22 protein-coding genes and 1 pseudogene are annotated in these 23,324 nt (G+C 73.0%); 16 read left to right on the top strand and 7 right to left on the bottom strand.

The genetic code is table 11. The annotated features are described in order from the left end of the window. The first annotated feature begins 558 nt into the window (after positions 1-558). The 3 genes from ACSNN8_RS31820 to ACSNN8_RS31810 all read left to right on the top strand — a co-directional run bounded on the left by ACSNN8_RS31820 (position 559) and on the right by ACSNN8_RS31810 (position 3,295). Positions 559-1,224, top strand: coding sequence for a hypothetical protein (locus tag ACSNN8_RS31820; RefSeq protein WP_436653669.1), 666 nt, complete (start codon positions 559-561; stop codon positions 1,222-1,224). Positions 1,225-1,532: 308 nt separating this feature from the next. Next, a complete protein-coding gene (locus ACSNN8_RS31815; RefSeq protein WP_436653668.1) occupies positions 1,533-2,972 on the top strand; it encodes a dihydrolipoyl dehydrogenase family protein in 1,440 nt (479 codons plus the stop codon). A 23-nt stretch (positions 2,973-2,995) separates the two neighbouring features. Beyond that, positions 2,996-3,295 (top strand): hypothetical protein, encoded by a 300-nt coding sequence (locus ACSNN8_RS31810; protein WP_436653667.1) that lies wholly within the window; start codon positions 2,996-2,998, stop codon positions 3,293-3,295. A 4-nt stretch (positions 3,296-3,299) separates the two neighbouring features. Here ACSNN8_RS31810 and ACSNN8_RS31805 read toward each other — a convergent pair whose 3' ends face one another. Next, entirely contained in the window at positions 3,300-3,899 is a 600-nt protein-coding gene (locus tag ACSNN8_RS31805; RefSeq protein ID WP_436653666.1) for a TetR/AcrR family transcriptional regulator, read from the bottom strand. Between the two features lie 296 nt (positions 3,900-4,195). Here ACSNN8_RS31805 and ACSNN8_RS31800 point away from each other — a divergent pair, with 296 nt between their 5' ends. The 7 genes and pseudogenes from ACSNN8_RS31800 (at position 4,196) to ACSNN8_RS31770 (ending at position 13,955) form a co-directional block, all read left to right on the top strand. After that, positions 4,196-5,377 (top strand): multicopper oxidase domain-containing protein, encoded by a 1,182-nt coding sequence (locus ACSNN8_RS31800; RefSeq protein WP_436653665.1) that lies wholly within the window; start codon positions 4,196-4,198, stop codon positions 5,375-5,377. 149 nt (positions 5,378-5,526) lie between these two features. Then, a complete protein-coding gene (locus tag ACSNN8_RS31795; RefSeq protein ID WP_436653664.1) occupies positions 5,527-9,456 on the top strand; it encodes a ThuA domain-containing protein in 3,930 nt (1,309 codons plus the stop codon). 5 nt (positions 9,457-9,461) lie between these two features. Further along, a pseudogene (locus ACSNN8_RS31790) lies at positions 9,462-10,676 on the top strand (OmpL47-type beta-barrel domain-containing protein); the annotation flags it as partial. A gap of 278 nt (positions 10,677-10,954) precedes the next feature. Beyond that, a complete protein-coding gene (locus ACSNN8_RS31785) occupies positions 10,955-11,914 on the top strand; it encodes a hypothetical protein (RefSeq protein WP_436653663.1) in 960 nt (319 codons plus the stop codon). Positions 11,915-12,079: 165 nt separating this feature from the next. Continuing rightward, on the top strand, positions 12,080-12,532 hold the full coding sequence (locus ACSNN8_RS31780) for a DoxX family protein (protein ID WP_436653662.1): 453 nt from the start codon (positions 12,080-12,082) through the stop codon (positions 12,530-12,532). A 26-nt stretch (positions 12,533-12,558) separates the two neighbouring features. Further along, a complete protein-coding gene (locus ACSNN8_RS31775) occupies positions 12,559-13,332 on the top strand; it encodes a hypothetical protein (protein WP_436653661.1) in 774 nt (257 codons plus the stop codon). Between the two features lie 59 nt (positions 13,333-13,391). After that, on the top strand, positions 13,392-13,955 hold the full coding sequence (locus ACSNN8_RS31770; RefSeq protein WP_436653660.1) for an NYN domain-containing protein: 564 nt from the start codon (positions 13,392-13,394) through the stop codon (positions 13,953-13,955). Between the two features lie 12 nt (positions 13,956-13,967). On the opposite strand, the gene ACSNN8_RS31765 is transcribed toward ACSNN8_RS31770, so the two are convergent. After that, positions 13,968-14,360, bottom strand: coding sequence for a VOC family protein (locus ACSNN8_RS31765; protein WP_436653659.1), 393 nt, complete (start codon positions 14,358-14,360; stop codon positions 13,968-13,970). Between the two features lie 66 nt (positions 14,361-14,426). Continuing rightward, the gene (locus tag ACSNN8_RS31760) at positions 14,427-14,981 is read right to left on the bottom strand and encodes an SDR family NAD(P)-dependent oxidoreductase (RefSeq protein ID WP_436655476.1); all 555 of its coding nucleotides are present in this window, start codon (positions 14,979-14,981) and stop codon (positions 14,427-14,429) included. 60 nt (positions 14,982-15,041) lie between these two features. Here ACSNN8_RS31760 and ACSNN8_RS31755 point away from each other — a divergent pair, with 60 nt between their 5' ends. Next, entirely contained in the window at positions 15,042-15,416 is a 375-nt protein-coding gene (locus tag ACSNN8_RS31755; RefSeq protein WP_436655474.1) for a TetR/AcrR family transcriptional regulator, read from the top strand. Between the two features lie 235 nt (positions 15,417-15,651). Here ACSNN8_RS31755 and ACSNN8_RS31750 read toward each other — a convergent pair whose 3' ends face one another. Beyond that, entirely contained in the window at positions 15,652-16,308 is a 657-nt protein-coding gene (locus tag ACSNN8_RS31750) for a TetR family transcriptional regulator (RefSeq protein WP_436653658.1), read from the bottom strand. Between the two features lie 86 nt (positions 16,309-16,394). On the opposite strand from ACSNN8_RS31750, the gene ACSNN8_RS31745 reads away from it, so the two are divergent. The 5 genes from ACSNN8_RS31745 to ACSNN8_RS31725 all read left to right on the top strand — a co-directional run bounded on the left by ACSNN8_RS31745 (position 16,395) and on the right by ACSNN8_RS31725 (position 21,328). Beyond that, positions 16,395-17,231 carry an SDR family NAD(P)-dependent oxidoreductase gene (locus ACSNN8_RS31745; RefSeq protein ID WP_436653657.1) on the top strand — a complete coding sequence of 279 codons (837 nt, stop codon included), beginning with the start codon at positions 16,395-16,397 and terminating at the stop codon, positions 17,229-17,231. Between the two features lie 62 nt (positions 17,232-17,293). Beyond that, complete coding sequence (locus tag ACSNN8_RS31740) at positions 17,294-18,739, top strand: protein kinase domain-containing protein (protein ID WP_436653656.1); 1,446 nt, start codon at positions 17,294-17,296, stop codon at positions 18,737-18,739. A gap of 56 nt (positions 18,740-18,795) precedes the next feature. Continuing rightward, positions 18,796-19,494, top strand: a complete 699-nt coding sequence (locus tag ACSNN8_RS31735) for an HAD family hydrolase (protein ID WP_436653655.1) — start codon at positions 18,796-18,798, stop codon at positions 19,492-19,494. 83 nt (positions 19,495-19,577) lie between these two features. Further along, on the top strand, positions 19,578-20,405 hold the full coding sequence (locus ACSNN8_RS31730) for a ThuA domain-containing protein (protein ID WP_436653654.1): 828 nt from the start codon (positions 19,578-19,580) through the stop codon (positions 20,403-20,405). Between the two features lie 56 nt (positions 20,406-20,461). Then, positions 20,462-21,328, top strand: coding sequence for an SDR family NAD(P)-dependent oxidoreductase (locus ACSNN8_RS31725; protein WP_436653653.1), 867 nt, complete (start codon positions 20,462-20,464; stop codon positions 21,326-21,328). Here the strand turns inward: ACSNN8_RS31725 and ACSNN8_RS31720 are convergent. From ACSNN8_RS31720 to ACSNN8_RS31710, 3 genes are all read right to left on the bottom strand, one after another. Then, positions 21,325-21,927, bottom strand: coding sequence for a TetR/AcrR family transcriptional regulator (locus ACSNN8_RS31720; protein ID WP_436653652.1), 603 nt, complete (start codon positions 21,925-21,927; stop codon positions 21,325-21,327). The two genes, ACSNN8_RS31725 and ACSNN8_RS31720, sit on opposite strands and share 4 nt — an antisense overlap. An 81-nt stretch (positions 21,928-22,008) precedes the next feature. After that, entirely contained in the window at positions 22,009-22,575 is a 567-nt protein-coding gene (locus ACSNN8_RS31715; RefSeq protein ID WP_436653651.1) for a hypothetical protein, read from the bottom strand. A gap of 116 nt (positions 22,576-22,691) precedes the next feature. After that, entirely contained in the window at positions 22,692-23,300 is a 609-nt protein-coding gene (locus tag ACSNN8_RS31710; RefSeq protein WP_436653650.1) for a LuxR C-terminal-related transcriptional regulator, read from the bottom strand. Between the last annotated feature and the right edge of the window lie 24 nt (positions 23,301-23,324).

Below are 23,324 nucleotides of genomic sequence, written 5' to 3'. Positions count from 1 at the left end.
TCGGCTCGGCGCGCCTGGCCCGGTCAGTTCGACTCGGTTCGTCCGTCCCGGCGGGGCCTGGCAGGGCGGAGGACGCCGCTGCCGACCGGATCACCGCACGGTCTGGCTGGTTCCGTTCGGCCGGACTCGTCGGGCGTGGCCCGTTCGACACGACCTGTCCAACTCGGTCCGCCCAACCCACTCCGTCCGGCCTGCCCTTCGGGCCTGATCGGCTCGACGCGGCCGCCCGCCGCGGCCCGTTTGGCCTGGCCTGTTCGACCTGGTCGGTTGGACGTGGCCGTCCGACCTGGTCCGGCCGGCGTGGCCCGTTCGACCTGGTCCGTCCGCCTGGCCGGCCGATCTGATCCGTCCGACCCGATCCGACCCGACCGATCTGATCCGTCCGACCCAGTCCGGCCCGGTCGATCTGGTCAGTCCGGCCTGGCCCGGTCAATCTGGTCCGTCCGGCCCAGCTCGGTCGATTTGGTCCATCCAGCCCGACCCGGTCGATTTAGTCCGTCTACATCACCGCGCAGCCGCGATTTAACGCTCCATCTCAGTGGGATAGAACGTTCGGTCTTGACCTGGCGCGATGGCCAATGCATTGTGATGGATGACAGAACGTTCGTTCTACCTGTGTTGCCGATGGCGGGCGACGTCTGCGCAGCAGCACTCGAGAGGAAGACCATGACTACCGTTGCCGCACCCGGCATCTCCAGCACGGCGGCCGCACTGCGGCGGCTGTATTTTGCCCGCTTTGCGTTTGCTCTCGTCTGGGCCGCCGTGACGTTTGCGGTTGCCGACGATCTCAGCCCGCTGGCCGTCACGCTGCTGGTGATCTATCCGCTGGTCGACGTGGCTGCCGCGATCGTCGACGCCCGCGCGTCGCGCGCCACCGGGTCGCCGGCGCTGCTCTACGTCAATGTCGCGGTCAGCTTGCTTGCCGCGGTCGGTCTGGCGTTCGCCGGAGCGTCGGGCGTCCCGGCGACCCTGCGGGTGTGGGGTGCCTGGGCCGTCGTCGCCGGTCTGGTGCAGCTGGCCGTGGGCCTCACGCGCCGGAAGATGGGTGGACAGTGGCCGATGATCATCAGTGGTGGCCTCTCCGTGCTCGCCGGTGGGTCGTTCGTCGCGGCGGCCTCCGCGGCCGATCCGGCGTTGACCAACGCGATCGGCTACGCCATCCCCGGCGCCGTGTTCTTCCTCATCGCCGCGCTTCGGCTCGGCCGTGCGACGAAGGGCAACTGACATGTGGGACACGAGTGATGACGTCATCGCCGCGCTGCGGCTCGGCCGCGCGACATGTGGAACACCAGGTGTGACGTCATTGCCGCGCCTCGGCTCGGCCGTGCGACGAAGGGCAACTGACATGAGGGACACCAGTGATTACGTCATCGCCGCGCTGCAGCCCGGCCGCGCGACATGTGGGACACCAGGTGTGACGTCAATGCCGCGCTGCGGCTCGGGCGTGCGACCGAGGGCAGCTGACATGTGGGACGCCAGATGTGACGTTCTTGCCGCGCTGCGGCTCGGGCGTGCGACGGAGGGTGAGTGACATGGGGGACGCCGCGTACGACGTCGTTGTCATCGGGGCGGGGCCGGTCGGGGAGAACGTCGCCGACCGGGTCGTGAAGGGCGGGCTGACCGTCGCCGTGGTGGAGCGGGAACTGGTGGGCGGCGAGTGCTCGTACTGGGCCTGCATGCCGACCAAGGCGCTGCTGCGCGGGCCGGCGGTGCTGCGCGCGGCCCGGCAGGTGCCGGGCGCGCGGGAGGCGGTGACCGGGCACCTCGATGCGGCTGCTGTGCTGCGCCGGCGGGACGCCTTCTCCTCGCACTGGGAGGACGACGGGCAGGTGTCCTGGCTGGAGTCGGCGGGGATCGCGCTGTTCCGCGGTCAGGGGCGCATCGGCGGCGACCGGATCGTCGAGGTGACGGGGACGGACGGCGCCACGACGGTGCTCACCGCCCGGCACGCGGTCGTCGTGGCGACCGGCAGCAGCGCGCTGGTTCCGGACGTGCCGGGGCTGCGCGAGGCGAAGCCGTGGACCAGCCGCGAGGCGGCCGCCGCGAGCGAAATTCCCGGCCGGCTCGCGATCATCGGGGGCGGTGTGGTGGCCGTGGAGATGGCGACCGCGTTCGCGAGCCTCGGTTCCGCGGTGACGGTGCTGGCCCGCGACGGCGTGCTGCCGCAGGCTGAGCCCTTCGCCGGTGAGCTGGTCACGCAGTCGCTGGAGGAGGCCGGTACGGCGGTGCGCGTGGGCGCGGAGGCGGTCGCGGTGAGCCGGGACGGCGACGGCACCGTGCACGTCATGCTTGCCGGCGGTGAGCAGGTCGACGCCGACGAGGTGCTGGTGGCCATCGGGCGTACGCCCAACACGTACGACATCGGTCTGGAACTCGTCGGCCTGAAGCCGGGCTCGTGGCTCACCGTCGACGACACGCTGCGCGTCGTCGGTGAGGACGGGTCGCCGGTCGGTGGCGGCCGGCTGTACGCGGCGGGCGACGTCAACCGGCGCGCGCTGCTGACGCACCAGGGCAAGTACCAGGCCCGCGCGGTGGGTGACGTCATCGTGGCGCGCGCCGAGGGGGAGACGGTCGAGGACGCTCGTTGGGGCCGGCACGTCGCGACGGCCGACGAGCGGGCGGTGCCGCAGGTCGTCTTCACCGATCCGGAGGTCGCGTCGGTGGGGCTGACCGCGGCCGCCGCCGAGGCCGCCGGGCTGCGGGTCCGGGTGGTCGACTACGACCTCGCGGCGGTCGCGGGATCCGCCCTGCACGCCGACGGCTACCGCGGGCGCGCCCGGATGGTCGTCGACGAGGACCGCCGGGTGATCGTGGGCTGCACGCTGGTCGGCCCGGACGTCGCCGAGCTGATCCACGCCGCGACGATCGCGGTGGTCGGCGAGGTGCCCCTGGACCGGTTGTGGCACGCCGTGCCCGCGTTCCCCACCGTCAGCGAGATCTGGCTGCGCCTGCTCGAGGCGTACGGCCGTTGAGATTGAGAAGCAAGGAGACTGTCATGCCCACCAAGATCACATTGATCCTCGGCAACCCCGCGGATCCCGGCGCCTTCGAGAAGGTCTACGCCGAGGTGCTCGAGGCCGCGCGGACCTTCCCGCGGCTCCGGCGGCTGGAGTCCGCCAAGGTGTGGCCCAAGGAGGACGGCACACCGACTCCGGCGTACCGGACCCTCGATCTGTATTTCGACAGCTACGAGGACGCCTCCGCCGCCGTCGCGACGCCCGTGGCCGGCGCCGTCTTCGGCGGGCTGCAGGGCGCCCAGGTAACGGTCACGGGTCTGTTCTCGGACATCGAGTAGCTGCTCAGGCCCGCACGTTGCGCTCGCCGTGGATGCGGACCAGGCCCTCGACCCCGCGCAGGAAGGTGTCGGCCACCAGCGCGGGGTCGAACAGGCAGCCGGCTGCCATGGCGCCGTCGCGCAGCATGACGTAGTGGCGGGCGGCGGCGTCCGACAAGTCCCGCGCGACCTGGGTGAGCAGCGACTGCAGCGAGTCGAGGAACCACTGCCGGTGCGCGATGATCTGCTGGTGCACCGGATGGTCGGCGCCGGGGTACTCCGCGGCGGCGTTCAGGAACGCGCAGCCGCGGAATCCGGGCGACTGGATGTTCCCGGCGATGGCGTGCGCGATGGCCAGCAGGGCCTCGGCCGGCGACGGGTAGGCGGCGACGGCGGCCTCCAGCGCGTCGCGGTCCATCGCGTGGACCTCGCGCAGATAGGCGAGCACGAGATCCTCCTTGCCGGGGAAGTGCCGGTAGAAGGTCGCCCGGGTCACCTGGGCCTCGGCGATGATCCGGTCGACGCCGACCGAGTGGATGCCCTCCGCGTAGAAGATCCTGGTCGCGGTGGTGAGCAGTCGGAGTCGTGCCTCGGAGGGCCGGGTCCCGGGTTCGCTGCGCGCCATGGAACCAGTGTAGCGACAGAACGTTCGGTATCGCGCGTACGTCGTGGGTGCCTTTGGGTAGCGCCATGGACCACCGCCAATGCCGTACGGCGGAAACGCATTGATGTTCTTAGCTGTGTGGAACCTTTACTTTCATCGATGCGAGTCATAGGTTGCTCGCATCGCGTCAAAGTTTCGTCTCTTCTGAGAAAAGTTCCCTGACGTACGCCTGGATGGCGTCGCGGTGGCGCTTTGGCGCGCGAACACCTCTTCCGACGTGGGAGCCCCGGTCTCGGCCGGGGTGTGGGAGGACGCGCATGACTGATGACATCGTTGTCAACGACCGGTTCCGCCGCCGGTCGCTGCTCGCCGCCGCCGGTGCTCTCGGGCTGACCGGAGGGGCGGTCGCGGTGACCCGGAGCAAACCCGCGAAGGCCGCGGCGGGCGTGACCAAGAAGATCACGATCTACGCCTCGTCGCTTCCCGGCGGCCAGTACGGCTACGGCCTCACACCGGGCGGCGCCACGATCCCCGGGCCCGTGCTCGAGATGTACGAGGGCGACACGCTCGAGATCACCCTGGTCAACACGACCGACCAGCGGCTCTCCATCCACCCGCACGGCGTCGACTACCGCCCCGACTCCGACGGCGCGCCGTTCAACAACTCCTTCAACGCGCCGGGCGAGACCCGTACGTACGTCTGGCGCTCGCACGAGATGACCGCCGCCGCCGGACGCCGGTTCATGCCCGGAAGCGCCGGCTACTGGCACTACCACGACCACGCGATGGGCACCGGCCACGGCACCGCCGGCCTGATCAAGGGCCTGTACGGGGCGCTGATCGTCCGCAGGCGCGGCGACCTGCTGCCGGACAAGCAGTTCACGGTCGTGTTCAACGACATGCTGATCAACAACAGGACCGCGCCGGACACCCCGATGTTCGAGGCCACGCTCGGCCAGCGGGTCGAGTGGATCGCCATCGGCCACGGCAACTTCTTCCACACGTTCCACCTGCACGCGCACCGCTGGGCCGACAACCGCACCGGGATGCTCGAAGGCCCGTCCGACCCCAGCCCGGTGATCGACAACAAGGACCTCAACCCGGGCAGCTCGTTCGGGTTCCAGGTGCTCGCGGGGGAGGTCGTGGGGCCGGGGGCGTGGATGTACCACTGCCACGTGCAGTCGCACTCGGACACCGGGATGGCCGGGATCTTCCTGGTGCGCAACGAGGACGGGAGCATGCCGGCGGGGGCTCAGGAGGCGATCGACCGGTTCCGCGGGCACCAGCACGCGGCGGCGTCGGGTGCGGCTGCGGGCGCCGCGGGATCGGGGGCGGCTGCGGGCGCGGCGGCGTCGGGCGGGGGAACGGCTGCGGCGGCACCTGCGGCAGCGTCCGGCGCGGCGGGATCGGGGGCCGCGACGAAGGCGGCAACGGGAGCGGCAGCGTCGGGCGCCGGGGCGTCGGCGGCGGGGCACAATCACGGAGGGACTGGCTCATGAGGCTCGGACGGCATCCATCCGATCACCGAGGCGTTGTCCACATTTCCGCGCTGTCCACAGGGCGCGCGCCGAAGATCCGCGAAACCCGCGAAAATGACCGGCGGGGGTTCCCCCTTGGGAGGGTGGGCCGTGGTGGTGGTTCGCGAACGGTGATCATCGCGTTGGCGGCGACCTTGACGGCCGCGGCCGCGCCCCCGCCCCCGGCCGCCGCCCACCAGGCACCAGCGCCCCATACGCAAGCCCCGACCGCTCTCCACCGCGCGGCCCCCACCGACAGCCCCCGCATCCTCATCTTCTCCGGCACCCCCACCGCCCAGCAGGACCCCGTAACCCACGCCACCCAGACCATCCAGTCCTTGGCCACCACCCAGGGCCTCACCGCCACCTCCACCACCGACCCCTCGGTCTTCACCACGTCCGGCCTCACCCCGTACCGGGCAGTCGTCTTCCTCTCGGCCGACGGCGTGACGCTGACCCCTCCCCAGGAGGCCTCCCTCAAGGCCTTCATCAACGCCGGCGGCGGCTTCCTGGCCATCGGCGACGCGGCCCGCGCCCAGCTCGACTCGCCCTGGTTCACCGGCCTGATCGGCACCCGCCCGGCCGGCGCGATCCCGGTCGCCCACCCGGTGCAGGCGGTCACCGCCAACGGTGAGAACCCGCCGAACGAGACCGCGGTCAAGCTGAACGACGGCGACCCGAACACCAAGTGGCTGGTGCGCACGCCGACGGCCTGGGTGCGCTACGAGCTGGCGGCGCCGGCCCGGGTCACGGGCTACGCGCTGACGTCGGCGAACGACTCGCCGGGGCGCGACCCGAGGGACTGGACCCTGCAGGGGTCGGCGGACGGGCAGGCGTGGACCGATGTGGACGCTCGGACGGGGCAGACGTTCCCGGAGCGCTTCCAGACGCGCCGCTTCGACGTGGGCACGCCGGGGGACTACAGGTTCTATCGGCTGAACGTCACGGCGAACGGCGGCGAACCGCTGACCCAGCTCGCCGACCTGAGGCTGTTCACCGGCAGCACGCAGACGCCCGCGCCGCCCGCGGTGAACCGGGCCGTGGTCGACATCCTGGACCGGCAGCATCCGGCCACGAAGGGCCTGCCGCTGACCGTGACGCGCGAGGACCGCTGGCAGAACTGGGATCCGAACCCGGTCGGCGCGGTGCACACGCTGGCGCAGGTGGAGGAGCGGCACTACGACGCGGGGCTGGGCGCGAACGGGCCGTTCCATCCGATCTCGTGGTGCCGTGACTACGACGGCGGGCGGTCCTTCTACACGGGCATGGGCCACACCGAGGGCTCGTACGGCGAGGAGGCGTTCCGCAAGCACCTGGCCGGCGCGCTGGGCTGGACGAGCGGCATCGTGCGCGGCGACTGCCAGGCGACGATCGCGGCGAACTACAAGGTCGAGCGGCTCACGGCGGCGAACAGGGCGGGTGAGCTCGACCAGATCGGCGAGCCGCACGGGCTGACGATCGCGCCGGACGGCACCGTGTTCTACGTCGGCAAGGCGGCCTGCCCGAGCGGGCCGGTCGTGCCCTGGACGGACCCGAAGGTGGGTCTGGGCTGCGGCACGATCCATTCGTACAGCCCGGCGACCAGGCAGGTGAAGTTGCTGACCACGCTGCCGGTGATGGGCAACCGGGGCAGCGGCGACGAGCTGGTGAAGAACGAGGAGGGCCTGCTCGGCATCGTGCCCGACCCGCGGTTCGCGGACAACGGCTGGCTGTACGTGTACTGGATGCCGCACGCGTCGATCGACCGGGACAGGCGGATCGGGCAGCGCACGATCTCCCGGTTCACGTACGACCGTGCACAGCAGACGATCGACCAGGGCACGCGCAAGGATCTGCTGCACTGGCCCACCCAGATCCACAGCTGCTGCCACGCGGGCGGTGGCATGGCGTTCGACGACGACGGCAACCTGTATGTCGGGTCGGGCGACAGTAACTCGTCGCAGGGCTCGGGCGGCTATTCGGGCAACAACTGGACCGCGGAGTTCGAGGGCACGTCGTTCCAGGACGCCCGGCGTACGGCGGGCAACACCAACGACCTCAACGGCAAGATCATTCGCATCCACCCGGAGGCGGACGGCACCTACACGATCCCGCCGGGCAACCTGTTCGCGCCCGGCACGGAGAAGACCCGGCCGGAGATCTACGTGATGGGCGTGCGCAACATCGCCCGGCTGCAGATCGACGAGAAGAAGCAGTGGCTGACCGCGGGCTGGGTCGGGCCGGACGCCGCGGCGCCGAGCCCGGAGCTGGGGCCGGCCAAGTACGAGACCGCCACGATCATCACCGAGGCGGGCAACCACGGCTGGCCGTACTGCATGGGCAACCGGCAGCCGTACCGGGATCGCAGCAGCACCGACGCCACGCAGCTGACCGGCTGGTACGACTGCGAGCACCCGCGCAACCAGTCGCCGCGCAACACGGGGCTGGCCGACCTGCCGCCGGTCAAGGACAACATGATCTGGTACTCGCCGGACGGCGGCGGCCCGGTCTTCCCGCCACGCGCGGACGGCAGCGGCGTGCCGACGTACAGGGCGGCGGACGCCACGTACACCCAGCCGTACCTGCGCGGCGGCGGGCAGGCCGTGATGTCGGGGCCGACGTACCACCGCGACCTGGCCGACCCGGCGAGCAAGGTGGCGTGGCCCGCGTACTGGAACGACAAGTGGCTCATCGGCGACCAGTCGAACGCGGCCAACCGGGTCGCGGTCACGGTCGACCAGCCGGGCCGGCCGCCGGCCTTCGGCGAGTCGCTGCGGGCCATCATCCCGGCCGGTGGCGGGGCGACCCAGCTGCAGTCCTGGATGGACGCGAAGTTCGGGCCCGACGGGGCGCTGTACCTGCTCGACTACGGCGGCGGCTTCTTCAGCCTGCACGCCAACCAGAAGCTGATCCGGATCACGTACCAGGGTGGGGCGCCCACGCCCGCGCCGGCGGCCACGTCGGTCGCCGTGCAGGACAAGCCGCTCACGGTGGCGTTCACCGGCTCGCGCTCGGGCGGGTTGTCGCACCAGTGGACGTTCGGCGACGGCGCCACCTCGACCGAGGCCGACCCCCGGCACACGTACGCCCGGGTCGGCTCCTATCCGGTGACGCTGACCGTCACCTATGCGGGCGGCGAGACGGCGACGGTCCGCACGACGGTCACGGTGGGCTGTGCGGTGGCGGACCCGGCCACGACCGTACGCCTGGACGCCGTCGACTCCGGGGTGCCGAACCGCGTCGTGGGTCAGGGCTGCACGATCGACGACCTGATCGACGACGAGAGCACGTGGGCCACCCACGACGCGTTCGTCCGGCACGTCGGATCGGTGGCGTCGATCCTGGTGGCGGACAGGGTGATCAGCGCCCGGGAGTCGGGGGCGCTGACCCGGGCGGCGGCCGCCTCGCCGATCGGCCAGGAGGGACACGCCGGCTACCAGTCGCTCTACAACGGCACGCCGGAGTCGCTGCGGGACTGGGCGCAGGCGCCGACCGGGCAGTTCACGATCCAGGCCGACGGGTCGCTGCGGCCCGGCGGCGGGCTCGGGATGCTCTACTACACCGAGCCGTTCCGGGACTTCTCGCTGACGTTGCAGTTCCGCGACGTCGCCCCGGGGGACGCGCGGGGCAACAGCGGGGTCTTCACCCGGTTCCCCGATCCGCGGATACCGCTCGACCAGCGGCCGCCGGGCAGTTGCGGCACGGTCGGCTCGGCGCGCACGTCGCAGGCCTGGGTGGCGATCTACTGCGGCCACGAGGTGCAGATCTACGACGGCGAGACGGGCGAGCCGCAGAAGACGGGCTCGATCTACAACTTCGACCCCAACCCCCTGAGCGCGGCGGGCGTCACCGCGAAGAACGTGTGGAACCGCTACGAGATCCGCGTGGTCGGCCGGCACTACACCATCGTGCGCAACGGCGCCGTCATCAACGAGTTCGACAACACGCCGGGCAAGCAGTCGTCGCGCGCCGGCGACCCGCCCACCGACCTGCGGCAGTTCGCGGAGGGGCTGATCGGCCTGCAGAACCACAGCGACACCGACCTCGTCGAGTTCCGCGACATCCGGGTGCGTGCGCTGTGAGGCGGCTGCTGATCGTCCTCGCCGCGCTGCTCCTGCTAGCGCCGGCGGCTCCCGCCTCCGCCGCGCAGACGGTCACCTGGACCGCCGGCGACAGCATCACCGCGTACCGGTCGGCGCCCGCCACGGCCGTCGCCGGCGTCACCACCATCGTGTTCGAGAACAGCGCGGCGACCGGCAACACCACCGGCATGCCGCACACGCTCACCTTCGACACCACGACCGAGGGCTACAACCACGACGTCGGCCTGAACATCCTCGCGAACCCGTTCGACGCCACCAACGGCCGGCACGAGGCCACCGTGACGCTCACCCCGGGCCGGTACCGGTACTTCTGCTCGATCCCCGGGCACGGCTCGATGGTGGGCGAGCTCGTCGTCACCGACGGCGGCGGGTCGCCGGACACGACGCCGCCGACGGTGACGGCCGCCGCGACCGGGACCCGGGACGCGGGCGGCAACTACGTCGGCACGGCGACCGTCACGCTTACCGCCACCGACAGCGAGTCGGGCGTGGGCGTCGTGGAGTACGCCCTGGACGGTGGAGCGTTCCAGGCGTACGCCGCGCCGGTGGCGGTGTCCTCGCCCGGCGCCCACACCGTGCGCTACCGGGCCACCGACCGGGCGGGCAACGCCTCCGCCGAGGGCTCGCTGGCGTTCACGGTCGTCGAGCCGTCGCCGCCGGAGGACACGACACCGCCCACGGTCACCGCCTCGCTCACCGGGGACCGCGACGGGCAGGGCGACTTCCTCGGTACGGCCACCGCCACGCTCACGGCCGCGGACGCCGGCTCGGGAGTGGCCCGCATCGAGTACTCGCTCGACGGCGCGCCCTTCACGCCGTACGGGAACCCGGTTGTCGTCTCGGCGCCCGGCACGCACATGCTGCACTACCGGGCCACCGACAGGGCCGGGAACACGTCGGCCGAGCAGATGGCGCACTTCGCCGTGGTGGCGCGGCCGCAGCCGGACACCACGCCGCCCACGGTGGCGGTGACCGTGGCGGGGGAGCGGGACGGCAACGGCGCGTACGTCGGCGCGGCGACGGTGACCGTCAGCGCGGACGAGCCGGGGATCCTCGAGTACGCCCTGGACGGCGGAGCCTGGAATCGTTACTCCGCACCGTTCTCCGTGACGGGCTCGGGCGCCCACACCGTACGGGCCCGGGCCACGGACGCGGCCGGCAACACGTCGGCGGAGAAGTCCGTGACGTTCACGGTGGCCGGCTCCGGCGGCGGCGCGTGCGAGGTTCCCGATCCGCGGCCCACGGTCGTCATCGGCGGCGACGACACCGGCGTGCCCAACGTGGACACCGGCGACGGCTGCACCGTCAACGACCTGATCGCCGAGCACGCCGGCTATCCGGGCCACGCCGCGTTCGTCCGGCACGTCGAGACCGTCACCGCCGCGCTCGTTGCCGGCGGCATCCTCACCCAGCGGCAGCGGGGCGCGATCGTGCGCGCGGCCGCCCGATCGGACATCGGCTCATGAAAGGGCTTCCCATGCGCAAGCGCTCCCCGTTCCTCGTCGCCGCCGGTGTCCTGGCCGGCCTGGTCCCCGCCGTGCCCGCCGGCGCCGCCCTCGTCACGCACTGCGTCGGCACCGGCGGCGCGGTGACCGTCCCGAACGACCTGTACGTGCCGGCGGGGGAGTCGTGCGCGCTGACCGGCACGACCGTCACCGGCAACGTGAGCGTCGCGGCCGGCGGCAACCTGGTCGTCACCGGCGGCCGGCTCGCCGGCGACGTACGGGTGGCCGGCAACGGCTACCTGGACGCCTCGGACACGACCATCGCCGGCCCGGTCGTGCTGGCGGCGGGCGGCTACGGCGTGTTCCTCCGCGACGCGTCGAGCGGCGCGGTGACCGTACGGGCAAAGGGCACCACCACGGTGGACAGCTTCCTTTTCGTGGAGGACAGCACGGTCGCCGGAAACGTCACCACGGCGGCCGGGGAGGTGCGCCTCGACCGCACGTCGGTCGAGGGCAACGTCTCCAGCAGCGGCACCTACTACACCGACGTCCACGACGCGTTCGTGGACGGCACGCTGTCGGTCCTCAACAGCGCCACCGGCAGCGTCGTCTGCGGCAGCTCGGTGCGCGGCAAGGCGACCTTCGCCGGCAACCTGGGCGGCGTGCAGCTCGGCCCCGGCGGCCCGCTCGACTCGTGCGCCTCGGGCACCTTCTGGGGCCGGGACGTCAGCGTCACCAGCACCACGGGCGGCGTCACCGTCGACGACAACATCATCGACGGCACGCTGACCGCGACCGGCAACACGCCGGCCGCCCGGATAGCCCCGAACAACCGCATCCGCCGGGGCGTCGTCACCGACCCCGCTCCGGCGGCCGCGGCCCGTTCGGCCGCCCGCTCCGCCGCGCCCCGCACCGACGACACCACCAAGGCGACCGAACGGCGCAGCGCCGCGGTCCGGGAGGCCACTGCCACAGGCCCCGCCGACCTCTGAGCCGGCGAACCGGGTGCGCCGCGGCGGCGCACCCGGTTTCCCGTCCACCAGTTGGGAGCGCTCCCATACCGCTACCTGGGCATTGACGAACATCGTTGCCTGGGCGCGTTCTCCGTGTTTAGCCTGCGGGAATCCCCGTCCCCCTCGCTCCCCGCAAGGAGAACCATGTCCCCTCACCGTCTCGCCGCGCCGACGTGGTCACTGTTCCGCATGGTGGTCGGCCTGTTGTTCCTGTGCCACGGGCTCGCCTCCGTCTTCGGCGTGCTGGGCGGCAACCGCGGCTCCGGCCAGGCCGTCGAGCCGGGCACGTGGCCGCACTGGTACGCCGGGCTGATCCAGCTGGGATGCGGCGCGCTGGTCCTCGCGGGCCTCGCCACCCGCCCCGCGGCGATCCTCGCCTCCGGCTCGATGGCGTACGCGTACTTCGTCGTCCACCAGCCGCAGGGCCTGCTGCCGATCGAGAACGGCGGCGTCACGCCCGCGCTCTACGCCTGGGCGTTCCTGGCCATCGCCGCGATCGGCGCGGGCCCGTGGTCCGCCGACGCGCTCATCGCCCGGCGCCGCGGCGTGCCGGCCGTCGTGGCCGGCGACCGCGAGCTCGCCGGCATCCGCCGCTGACGTCGACCGCCTCGAGGAGGAGAACCATGCGTCACCTTTTCGCCGCGCTCACCGCGGCTCTGATCCTCGGCGCCGGAGCGGGCAGCGCCCCGGCGGGCGCGGCCGGCGCCGACCACCACGGCACCTGCGACCGCGACCTGCTCTTCTGCGAGGACTTCCAGCGGCTGCCCACCGGCGGCGCGAGCTCGCTCGACTGGGGCATCGACACGCGCAACGGCACGCTCACCGTGGAGCGGGCCCGGCGCGGCGACAAGGTCCTGCACGTCCGCACCGTCGACAACGGGCGCGCGTTCCTGCGCGTCGACGACCTCGCCGCACCGGGCCGTCTGTTCGGCCGGATGCGCCTGCGCGTCGACGCCTTCCCCACCGCCCCCGACTGGGCGCACTTCACGCTCGTCGAGGCCACCGGCGCCGGCAGCTCGGAGATCGTCCGGCCCGTCGGCGGCCAGTACGCGCCGACCGTCCCCGGGGTCTTCTGGGGCGTGGGCGCCGACGGCGGCCCCACCGGTGACTGGACCGACTGGCGCGAGTCGGCGCCGGTCGTCGAGGACACCTGGCAGTGCTTCGAGTGGGTGCTCGACCGCGCGGACAACCGCGTCGCCGTGTGGATCGACGGTGTGGCCAACCCCGAGCTGACCGCGTCGGCCACCGAGCACGGCGGGAACGCCGTCCCGTTCGTCCTGCCCGCCGTCGACACCGTCAAGGTGGGCTGGCAGCTCTACCAGGGCGGCACCACGCCGGGCCGTTTCGACCTCTGGATCGACGACATCGCGCTGTCCGAGCAGCGGCTCGGCTGCTGACCGCCTTATCCTGGGGCGCGCACGGTTCCCGTGCCTGAGCCCGTCGGAGAGGTACGACCATGCCCGGTACGCCCGAGTCCGTGACCTACCTCATCGTCGACGGGGAGAACATCGACGCCACCCTCGGCGGGAGCGTGCTGGACCGCCGGCCCGCTCCCGCCGAGCGGCCGCGGTGGGAGCGGCTGCGCGAGTTCGCGCACGACACGTGGAAGCAGCCGGTCAAGGGGCTGTTCTTCCTCAACGCCTCGGCCGGCGCCATGCCGATGCCGTTCGTCCGGGCCCTGCTGAGCATGGACTACCGGCCGATCCCGCTGGCCGGCTCGCCGGACCAGAAGGTCGTGGACATCGGCATCCAGCGCACCCTCGAGGCGATCACCCGGCGTCCCGGCAACGTGCTGCTCGCCAGCCACGACGGCGACTTCCTGCCGCACATCGAGCGGCTGCTGCACGGCGATCGCCGCGTCGGGATCGTCGGGTTCAAGGAGTTCCTCAACGCGGGCTTCGCCGAGCTGCCCGGTCTCGAGGTCTTCGACATCGAGGAGGACGCGGACTGCTTCACCAGCGTCCTGCCCCGCGTCCGCATCATCGACGTCGACCGGTTCGACCCCGAGCGCTTCCTGTAGCCGCGCCCGGCGTCACTCGCGCAGCGCCTGGACGATCTGGATGGGGTTGCCGTCCGGGTCGGCGGTCCACGCGATCAGCAGCCGGTCGAGCCAGACGTGCGGTCCCCGCAGCGCGGGCGACCCCAGCCCGACGACGTGCTCGTAGGCCGCCGCGGTGTCGTCGGTCCAGAGGACGACGGCGGTGTGCTGGCCGCCGGTGACCGGGTCGAGGCCGTGGTCGTCGCGGGTGGACTCCACCGAGGAGAAGCCGATCCGGTAGCCGTCGAGAACGAGGTCGATGTGGATCGGCGGCCCCTCGGTGGGCACCCGGAAGGTCTCGCTGAAGCCGAGCTGCTCGTAGAACCGGGCGACCCGCGTGACGTCCGCGCTGAACAGGACCAGCTGCGGCGCTCGGAACATCGACATGGCGCCGAACCTATCGGGTGCTTCGCTCGTGCCGGGCTCACCAGGGCAGAGCTCACCAGGGCAGGCTCACCAGGGCAGGGCTCCGGCCTCGTCCTGCAGCGTTCCGGTCGGCCCGTCCCGGCCGAGCGTCGCCAGCCCGACGATCACCTTGGCGCTCTCCTGAGCCGGCCGTCCGATGTCGTAGGCGGCGACCATGTCGGTGGCGGTCGGGCCGGGCTCCACCGCGTTGAACTTGATGCCCGGGTGCGCCTTGGCGTACTGGACGGTGAGCATCGTCGCCGCCGCCTTGGACGCCGCGTAGAGCGCCAGCGGCAGCGCGAACTCCGGCCGCCCGGGGTCGGTCACCACCCCGAACGAGCCCATGCTGCTCGAGACGGTGACCACCGTGGGGTCGGCCGACCTGCGCAGCAACGGCAGCGCCGCTTCGGTGACCCGCACGACGCCCACCGCGTTGGTGTCGAACACCCGCAGCGCCTTGGACCCGTCGACGGGCCCGTCGCCCAGGATGCCCGCGTTGTTGACCAGCACGTCGAGCCGGCCCTCGGCCGCGTCGATCGTCGCGAGCGCGCCGGCCACCGACGCGTCGTCGGTGACGTCGAGCTGCACGAAACGCGCGCCGATCTCCGCGGCGGCCGGCAGCAGGGCTACGAGGGCGCGAGCCTGACCGACCTGACCAGCGCCATGGGGATCACCAAGACCAGCATGTACGCCGCCTTCGGCAACAAGGAGCAGCTGTTCCGCAAGGCCCTGCAGCGCTACGCGGACGGTCCTGCCTGCTACATGGAGACCGCGCTGGAGCAGCCCACCGCGCGCGAGGCCGTCGAGGCGCTGCTGCGCGGGGCGGTCCGCACGTCGACCCTCCCCGAGGACTTCGCCGGGTGCATGACCGTGCAGGGCGCGCTGCCCACGAGCGACCAGAGCCGGCCCGTGCACGACGAGCTCGTCCGGTGGCGCAACGATGCAGGTGAACGCCTCGAGGAGCGTTTCCGCCGCGCCGTCGACCAGGGCGACCTGCCGCGCGACACGGATCCCCGGCGGCTCGCCGCTGCTTCATGACCGTGGCGTTCGGCATCTCCGTGCAGGCGGCCAACGGCCTCGGCCGCGCCGAGCTCGACGAGATCGTCGACGAGACGCTGCTCGCCTGGCGACCGTAGTCGCTCTCCCACGGTGGGCCGGCCCGGAGGGTCCGCCCGCGGCGCTGACCGGCCACCGGGGGCGAAACGTCGAACGCGACGATCTCGTCGTATGCCCCCGTGGGCCCACCGCGGCCGCGGGAGCGGGCACCGGAGGGTCAGTCCGCGGCCGCCAGGCCGAGCACCAGCGCCGAGGTCAGCCGGGTCAGCCGCGGCGTGAAGTCGGAGGCGGCGTGCGCCACGCGGGGGTCCTCGGCGTACAGGGCCGCGAGGGTCTCGGGCGGGTGTGCGATCTGCCAGAGGCTGGCCGCCAGCGAGGTGACCGCGGCGACCAGGTCGTGGGCGGCGGGGGCGGGCAGCGCCGTCGCGGAGGTCACCGCCGCGACGATGACGTCCACCGCGCGGAGCGCCGTCAGCTTGAAGTCGCGGACCGTCTCCCGGGGGACCTCGCGCTCGAGCGTCAGCGGGGCGTGCGCCAGCAGATCGCAGAAGAGCGCGCGCTCGGCGAGCGTCCGCGACAGCAGGCCGGCCAGCTCGGCGGCGGGCACCTCGCGGCGTCCGGCGAGTGCGGCCTCGATCGTGCCCGCCCACTGCTCCCACTCCTGGGCGGCGAGCCTCAGGAAGATCTCCTCGCGGGAGCCGAAATACCGGCGTACGCCCGAGACATGCACCCCCGCGGTGGTGGCGATCTCGGTGAGCGTGACCGACCGGACGCCGGCTTCCGTGGCCAGCTCGCGCGCGGCGCGCACCAGGGCGGCGGAGCGCTCCTCCTTGGCCTGCGCGGACCGGGCGCGCTGGAACGGCGTGTGGGACACGACACCACAATAACGCAACATCCTTGCGTTGTTTACGCAACTGGCTTGCGTTAAATTTCAGGCACACCCCAGTGAAGGAGAAGGACATGACCGAGCAGGTCTGGTTCGTCACCGGCAGCTCCCGCGGTCTCGGGCGGGCGATCGTCGAGGAGGCCCTCGCCGCCGGGCACCGCGTCGCCGCCACCGCCCGATCCACCGCGTCGCTCGCCGATCTGGCCGCCAGGTACGGCGACCGGCTGCTGCCGCTGACCCTCGACGTCACCGACGCGGCGCAGGCGCAGACGACGGTCGACGCCGCCATCGCCGCGTTCGGCCACCTCGACGTGGTCGTCAACAACGCCGGATACGCGAACCTCGTCGCCATCGAGGACATCTCCCTGGACGACTTCCGCGCCCAGGTGGACGCCGTGTTCTACGGCACCGTGCACGTCACCAAGGCCGCGCTGCCGCACTTCGTGTCCCGGGGCGCGGGCCACTTCATCCAGGTCACCTCGGTCGGCGGCCGCGGCACCGCGCCCGGTGTCGGCGCCTACCAGTCCGGCAAGTGGGCCGTGGAGGGCTTCTCGGGCGTGCTGGCCAAGGAGGCCGGCCCGCTCGGCGTCAAGGTCACGCTTGCCGAGCCCGGCGCCATGCGCACCGACTGGGCGGGGTCCTCGATGGACATTCCACGGATCTCCCCGCAGTACGATGCCACGGTCGGCGCGATGGGCCGCTACATCCGCGGCCGCACCGGCCGGGAGCCCATCGACCCGGTGAAGGTGGCGCGGGTCCTGCTCGAGGTGGCGCGGATGCCCGAGCCCCCGCTGAACCTGCCGCTGGGCAGTGACGCGGTGGGGCTGGTCGACGCCGAGATGAAGCGGCTGAAGGCCGCCGACGACCGCTGGGCGGAGCTGGGCCGCAGCGTCGACTACGACGCCGCCTGACCCGTGGCCGTGCCGGGTGTCGGCGTGACGACCGACGCAGTTTTCATCGATCATCGGCGGGTATGCTGCTGCCACGTCGCGGTGCGGTCCACGCCGGCGCCGGGACGGCCATCGGGGAGGTCGCAGTGCAGGTGCTCGCGGGGCGTTACGGGCTGGGCGACGCCCTCGGCCAAGGCGGCAGTGCGGTGGTGCACTACGGGTTCGACACCACCCTCAAACGCGCCGTCGCCATCAAGATCTTCGGTGAGTCCGCGACCGACGTGCTGCTCGAGGCCCGTACGGCGGCCGGGCTCAGCCACCCGAACATCGCCCAGGTGTACGACTACGGCGAGGTCGCCGACGGCCCCCGGCGGACCCCGTACCTGGTCATGGAGTTCGTCGACGGCGAGACGCTCGCCGACCGGCTGGCCCGCACGGGCCGCCTGAAGTGGCGCGAGGCCGCCGAGATCGGCGCGGGCGTCGCCGCCGCGCTGGCCGCCGCGCACGCGCAGAGCCTGGTGCACCGCGACGTCAACCCGCGCAACGTCATGCTCACCGCGGACGGCGTGAAGGTCCTCGACTTCGGCATCGCCGCCGCTGCCGGGCGCAACGGCCTCGACACCAACGGCGGCCTGTGGGGCAGCCCGACGCACCTGGCGCCCGAGCAGCTCCGCGGCGAGCCCACGTACCCCGCGGCCGACGTGTACGCGTTGGGCCTGCTGCTGTTCGAATGCCTCACCGGCGCCCCGGCCTGGCAGGGCGCGAGCCTGCACGAGGTGCTCGTCGCCCGGCACGGCAGCCCGGCCCCGCGGCTGCCGCGCATCGCCGGCCTTCCCCGCGAGCTGGTCCGCCTCTACGAGGAGTGCACGGCCGACGACCCGCAGGCCCGCCCGTCGGCCACCGCCGTCGCCGAGGCGCTGCGGCAGGCCGTCCGCCCGGCGCCGCTGCCCCGCCCCGCGCGGCCGATGCCGGCCTTCCGCGTCGCTTCGCTGATCCCGGCGACGCACCGGCCGCAGCGGCGCACCACCGTCATGACGTCCGTCGCGGTGGTCGCGGCGGTCCTGAGCATCCTGGGCGCCCAGCTGGCCAACGGCACGGCCACGCCCGGCGGCCGCAAGGCGGAGGCAGCCGTGGAGGGCGCGGTGGAGGGCACCCGCCCCGTGACCGTCTCGCCTCGCCCGAGCGGCACGCCGTCGTCGACGCCCACCGCGCGGGTCCGCAGGACCACCGAGACGACGACGATCCGCGTACGGAAGAAGACCACCACCCGCCACACCGCTCCGGCCGCCGACCCCACGACCACGCCGGCCCCGCGACCGTCCACCACACCGCCGGCCGCCCCGAGCAAGCCGCCCGCGAGCACCCCGCCGCCGCAGCAGCCGACGCCCTCGAAGACCCCGGACCACAGCCCCGCGCCCACCGACCCGCCCGTCGAGCCGACGGACCCGGGCCCGTCGTCGCCGCCGGAGCAGACGCCGCCGGTCACCTCCAGCCCGACGGCCGAGTCCCGGACCGACCAGGCTGTCTGAGCGAGCAGGCGTGGCTGCCGCCCGGGGTGAGCGGCGTCCCGCGTAGTGTCGCGGTCATGTCCGGCCCCGGTTCGTTCGACGCTGTCCTGTTCGACTGCGACGGGGTCCTGGTCGACTCCGAGAGCATCACCAACGGCGTGCTCCGCTCGATGTTGCACGAGCTCGGCTGGCAGGTGAGCGCGGCGGACTGTTTCCGCCTCTTCGTCGGCCGGGCGCTGCGCGACGAAACCGCCGTCATCACCGCCCACACCGGCTTCGAGGTCACCGACGACTGGCTGAGCGAGTTCCGCCACCGCCGCAACGAGGCGCTGGCCGCGTCGCTGGAGCCGATCCCGGGAGCCGTCGCCGCGGTCCACGAGATCAGCGCGGCGACGGGCGGCATGATCGCCTGCGCGAGCGGCGCCGACCTCGGCAAGGTGATGTTGCAGCTGCGCAAGGTCGGCCTCGACGGGATCTTCGCCGGCCGCATGTTCAGCGGCATGGACCAGCCCCGTAGCAAGCCGGCGCCCGACGTCTACCTGGCCGCGGCGGCGGCTCTGGGCGTCGATCCGGCCCGGGCCGCCGTCGTCGAGGACACGGTCCCCGGGGTGACCGCGGGCGTGGCCGCCGGCGCCACCGTGTTCGGCTTCTGCCCGCCGGACAGCCTCGCCCACCACCCGCCGGAGGCTCTGCTCGGCGCGGGCGCCACCCACGTCTTCACGGCGATGGCGGACCTTCCCGCGCTGGTGGGCCGCCCGGTCCGCGCCACCGGCTGAGCGCTGCTCCTTCCGGCGTCCGGCGGGAAGTCATACCCTTCGATCGAAGGCCCGGATAGGCGCACGACGCTCGAGGAGGGGTCATGAGGCTCGTATTCAGGATCTTGGTGGCAGCGATCACGGTGGCGGCGGGGCTCACCGGCCCGGCCGCGGCGGCGGCGTCCGGGCATCCCCGGTTCAGCGCGCTGGTGTTCTCGAAGACCGCGGCGTTCCGGCACGACTCGATCCCGGCCGGCGTGGCCGCGATCCGGCAGCTCGGCGCCCGGCACCACTTCCGGGTCGACGCGACCGAGGACGCGGCGGCGTTCACCGACGCGAACCTCGCCCGGTACGACGTCGTGGTGTGGCTGAGCACCACCGGCGACGTGCTGACCGAGCCGCAGCAGGCCGCCTTCGAGCGCTACATCCGGGCCGGCGGCGGGTACGCGGGCATCCACGCCGCGTCCGACACCGAGTACGACTGGGCCTGGTACGGCGGGCTGGTCGGGGCGTACTTCCGCGACCACCCGGGGTCGGTGAACCCGCAGTTCCAGGTCGCCACGGTGAAGGTCTTCGGCCGTGACACCGCCGCCACCCGGCCGCTGCCGCGGCGCTGGCAGCGCGAGGAGGAGTGGTACAACTTCCGCACCAACCCGCGGGGCACCGTCCGCGTGCTGGCCGAGGTGGACGAACGGACCTACGACCCGCGCGGCTACAGCGTCCCCGGCGGCTCGCCCGGCATGGGCCCGCATCACCCGGTCTCGTGGTGCCAGCCGTACGACGGGGGTCGCGCCTTCTACACCGCGATGGGCCACAAGGCGGAGTACTACACCGACCCGCTGCTGCTGGCCCACCTGCTCGGCGGCATCCGGATGGCCGCCGGCGTCGCGCCGTTCCGCTGCGGGCACGAGGACGCGGTCGCGGCAAGCTAGGCGACCCGTCCGCCATTTGGTTGACATTGTCATCTCGATGCTGCAGGCTCATCGAGATGACAATGTCACCTGAACAGGAACTCGTCGTCGTGACCGGAGCCTCGGCCGGGCTCGGCGCCGCCACCGCGCAGGAACTGGCCCGCCGCGGCTTCCACGTGCTCGCGGGTGTCCGGCGCGAGGCCGACGCCGACGCCGTGCGGGCCGACCGGATCGAACCGGTGATGCTCGACGTGACCGATGCCGAGCACATCGAGGCGCTGGCCGCCCGCGTCGCCGGCGACCCCCGGCGGCGGCCGCTGCGGGCGGTGGTGAACAACGCCGGGACCGGCGCGTTCGGGGCCGTGGAGACCGTGCCGATCGGCGAGCTGCGGCACGCGTACGACGTGAACGTCTTCGGCCCCATCGCGGTGACCCAGGCGCTGCTGCCGGCGTTGCGCCGCGGTGCGGGCCGGGTGGTGACGATCAGCTCGGTGGCCGGCAAGGTCGCCCTGCCCGGGTGGAGCCCGTACGCCGGAACGAAGTTCGCGCTGGAGGCGGTGCACGACTCGTTGCGGCGCGAGGTCACCCGGTCCGGGGTACGGGTGATCGTGGTCGAGCCCGGCTACATCCGCACCGGGTCCCTGGACCGCGGCGTCACCAGCCTGGACCGCCGCGCGGCCGGGCTTGCCCCGGAGCTGCGCGAGCTCTACGGCGATCTGACGCAGGCCGTCGGCGCCCAGCTCGCCGCAGCCACCGCCGGCGCGACACCTCCGCCGGTGGCCGCCCGTGTGATCGCCAGGGCGGTGACCGACCGCCGCCCGCGTGCCCGCTACACCGTCGGCCGCGACGGCGCCCTGTTCACGTTCCTGCCGCGGATCGTGCCCGACCGGCTGCTCGACCGCCTGCTCGCCGCCGGCCTGCGGCCGTACTTCCCGAAGCCCTAGCGTCCGGCGGTGGGCCAGGCGGTCCGGTGCGGGTCGGCGACGATGGCGACCAGCGCGGCGACCAGGTCCTCGGCGGAGGTGTGCCACTTGTCGCCGGCGAGCTGGCCGCTGACCTCCATGGCGATGATGCCGTTGGCGCCGGCCAGCAGCAGGGCCGCGTACCGCGGGGCGTCGCGCTCGTCGACGAGCGTCGCGATGATCGCCAGGAACTCGTCCTGGCTGGACCGGGCCGCGCGGGCCAGCGCCTCCGGGTCGTCCGCCGGGTTGGTGAACATCAGCCGGTAGAGGTGGGGCTGGGTGCGGCCGATCGTGATGAACGCGGTCAGGGCGCCGCGCAGCTTGTCGGCCGCGGACAGGGCGGTGTTCGCGCGCAGCTCGCGGATGCCGGCGCCCACCCTGCTCCACGCCTCGGCGGCGACGGCGGTCAGCAGGCTCTCCTTGTGGTCGAAATGCCGGTACGGCGCCCCGCGGCTCACGCCGGCCCGGGCGCCGACCTCGCGCAGCGTCACGGCGTCGGGCCCACCGGCGTCGAGCAGCTCGGCGGCCGCGTCGAGCAGCGCCCGGCGGGTGGCGGCGGCGGACTCCACACGGCTGACCATGCCGGACACGCTACTTCCCGCCCGGCTCCGGCGACGCAGCCGCACCCGGGGGGCGCGGCTGCGTCGCCTACGGCGTACCGGTCAGAGCTGACCCAGCAGGGCCAGCAGGAACGTCAGGATCGCGGCGAGCGTGCCGGCGCTGGGGGTGCCGTCGAGCAGGCCGGCGATCGCGCACAGCAGGTTGCCGAGCAGGTTGCCCGGCCCCGGGACGGCGTTGATGACCAGGTGCACCTGGTTGAGGTCGACCACGAGGCCGAGCAGGTCGAGGTGCAGCGGGCCGAGGGTGAGGTCCAGGACCCGGCAGGTCGCCTGGGCGATCGCCGCGGGCGCGCTGACGGTGCGGGTGACCGTGCCGACGGTGGCGCCGGTCGAGTCGGTCAGGGTGCCGGTCAGCGTGCCGATCGCCACGAGGCTGCCGCCCCGCGCGGCGAACCTGGTGGGGGTGAAGCTGCCGGCGAAGGCGCCGGTGCCCCCGGCGGCGTCGGTGAAGGTGCCGGTGACCGGCGTGGTGGGGACGGCCGTGGCGGCCGGCGGCGCCGCTGCCGGGGTGCTGGGGGCGGCGGCCGCCGCGTTCGTGCCCGCGGCGGCGAGACCCAGCGCCGCGAGCACTGTCACGACGATCATCGAGAGCCGTTGCCGATGGTTCATCGTTCCTCCTGCTGTTGGGAAATCCCGTCCCACCGATCGTCGATGTCCGCCCCGGCGCGCCCCAGTGAGCGCTGTCACGGGCTGTGCTGACAACAGTCACGTTTGGCCCGCGGCCGTCACTGCAGCCAGCCGGCGTCCTCGGCGACGCGGACGGCCTCGAGCCGGTTGCGGGCCCCGGTCTTGCGAAGGATCACCGAGATGTGGTTGCGGACGGTGCCGGCGGCCAGGTGCAGCCGGGCGGCGATCTCCGCCGACGGCATCCCCGACGCGGCGACGCTGAGCACGTCCAGCTCGCGCGCCGACAGCGGGCTGCGCGGGGCGGCGACCAGCGCGACGGCCAGCCCCGCGTCGATGACGCGTTCGCCCCGGGCCAGCCGCCGGATGGCGCGCATCAGCTCACTCGGCGCCGCCTGGGTGCCGATGACGCCGCGTACGGGGGCCTCCAGCGCACGGTGCAGCAGCCCCGGCGCGTCCGCGGCCGCCAGCACCAGCGTGGCGCAGCCCGGCTGCTCGGAGCCGAGCCGGCCCAGCAGGCGCAGACCGTCCCCGGCCAGCAGCCCGGCGTTGACGACCGCCACGTCCGGCGGCACCGCGCGGGCCATGTCGAGCGCCTCCGCGAGGCAGCCCAGCTCCGCGACGACGGCGAAATCCTCTTCCAGTGACAGGGTCGCGGCCAGAGTGCCGCGTAACAGGTTCATGGGTTCGACGAGCAGTATGCGGATCACGATGGCCTCCCAGCCAGGATCAAG

Origin of the sequence: Actinoplanes sp. URMC 104 (assembly GCF_051386375.1) — a bacterium.
GTDB lineage: Bacteria > Actinomycetota > Actinomycetes > Mycobacteriales > Micromonosporaceae > Actinoplanes.
Note: the sequence above shows the minus strand (reverse complement) of the source record. Positions and strands in the feature narration are given on the sequence as shown.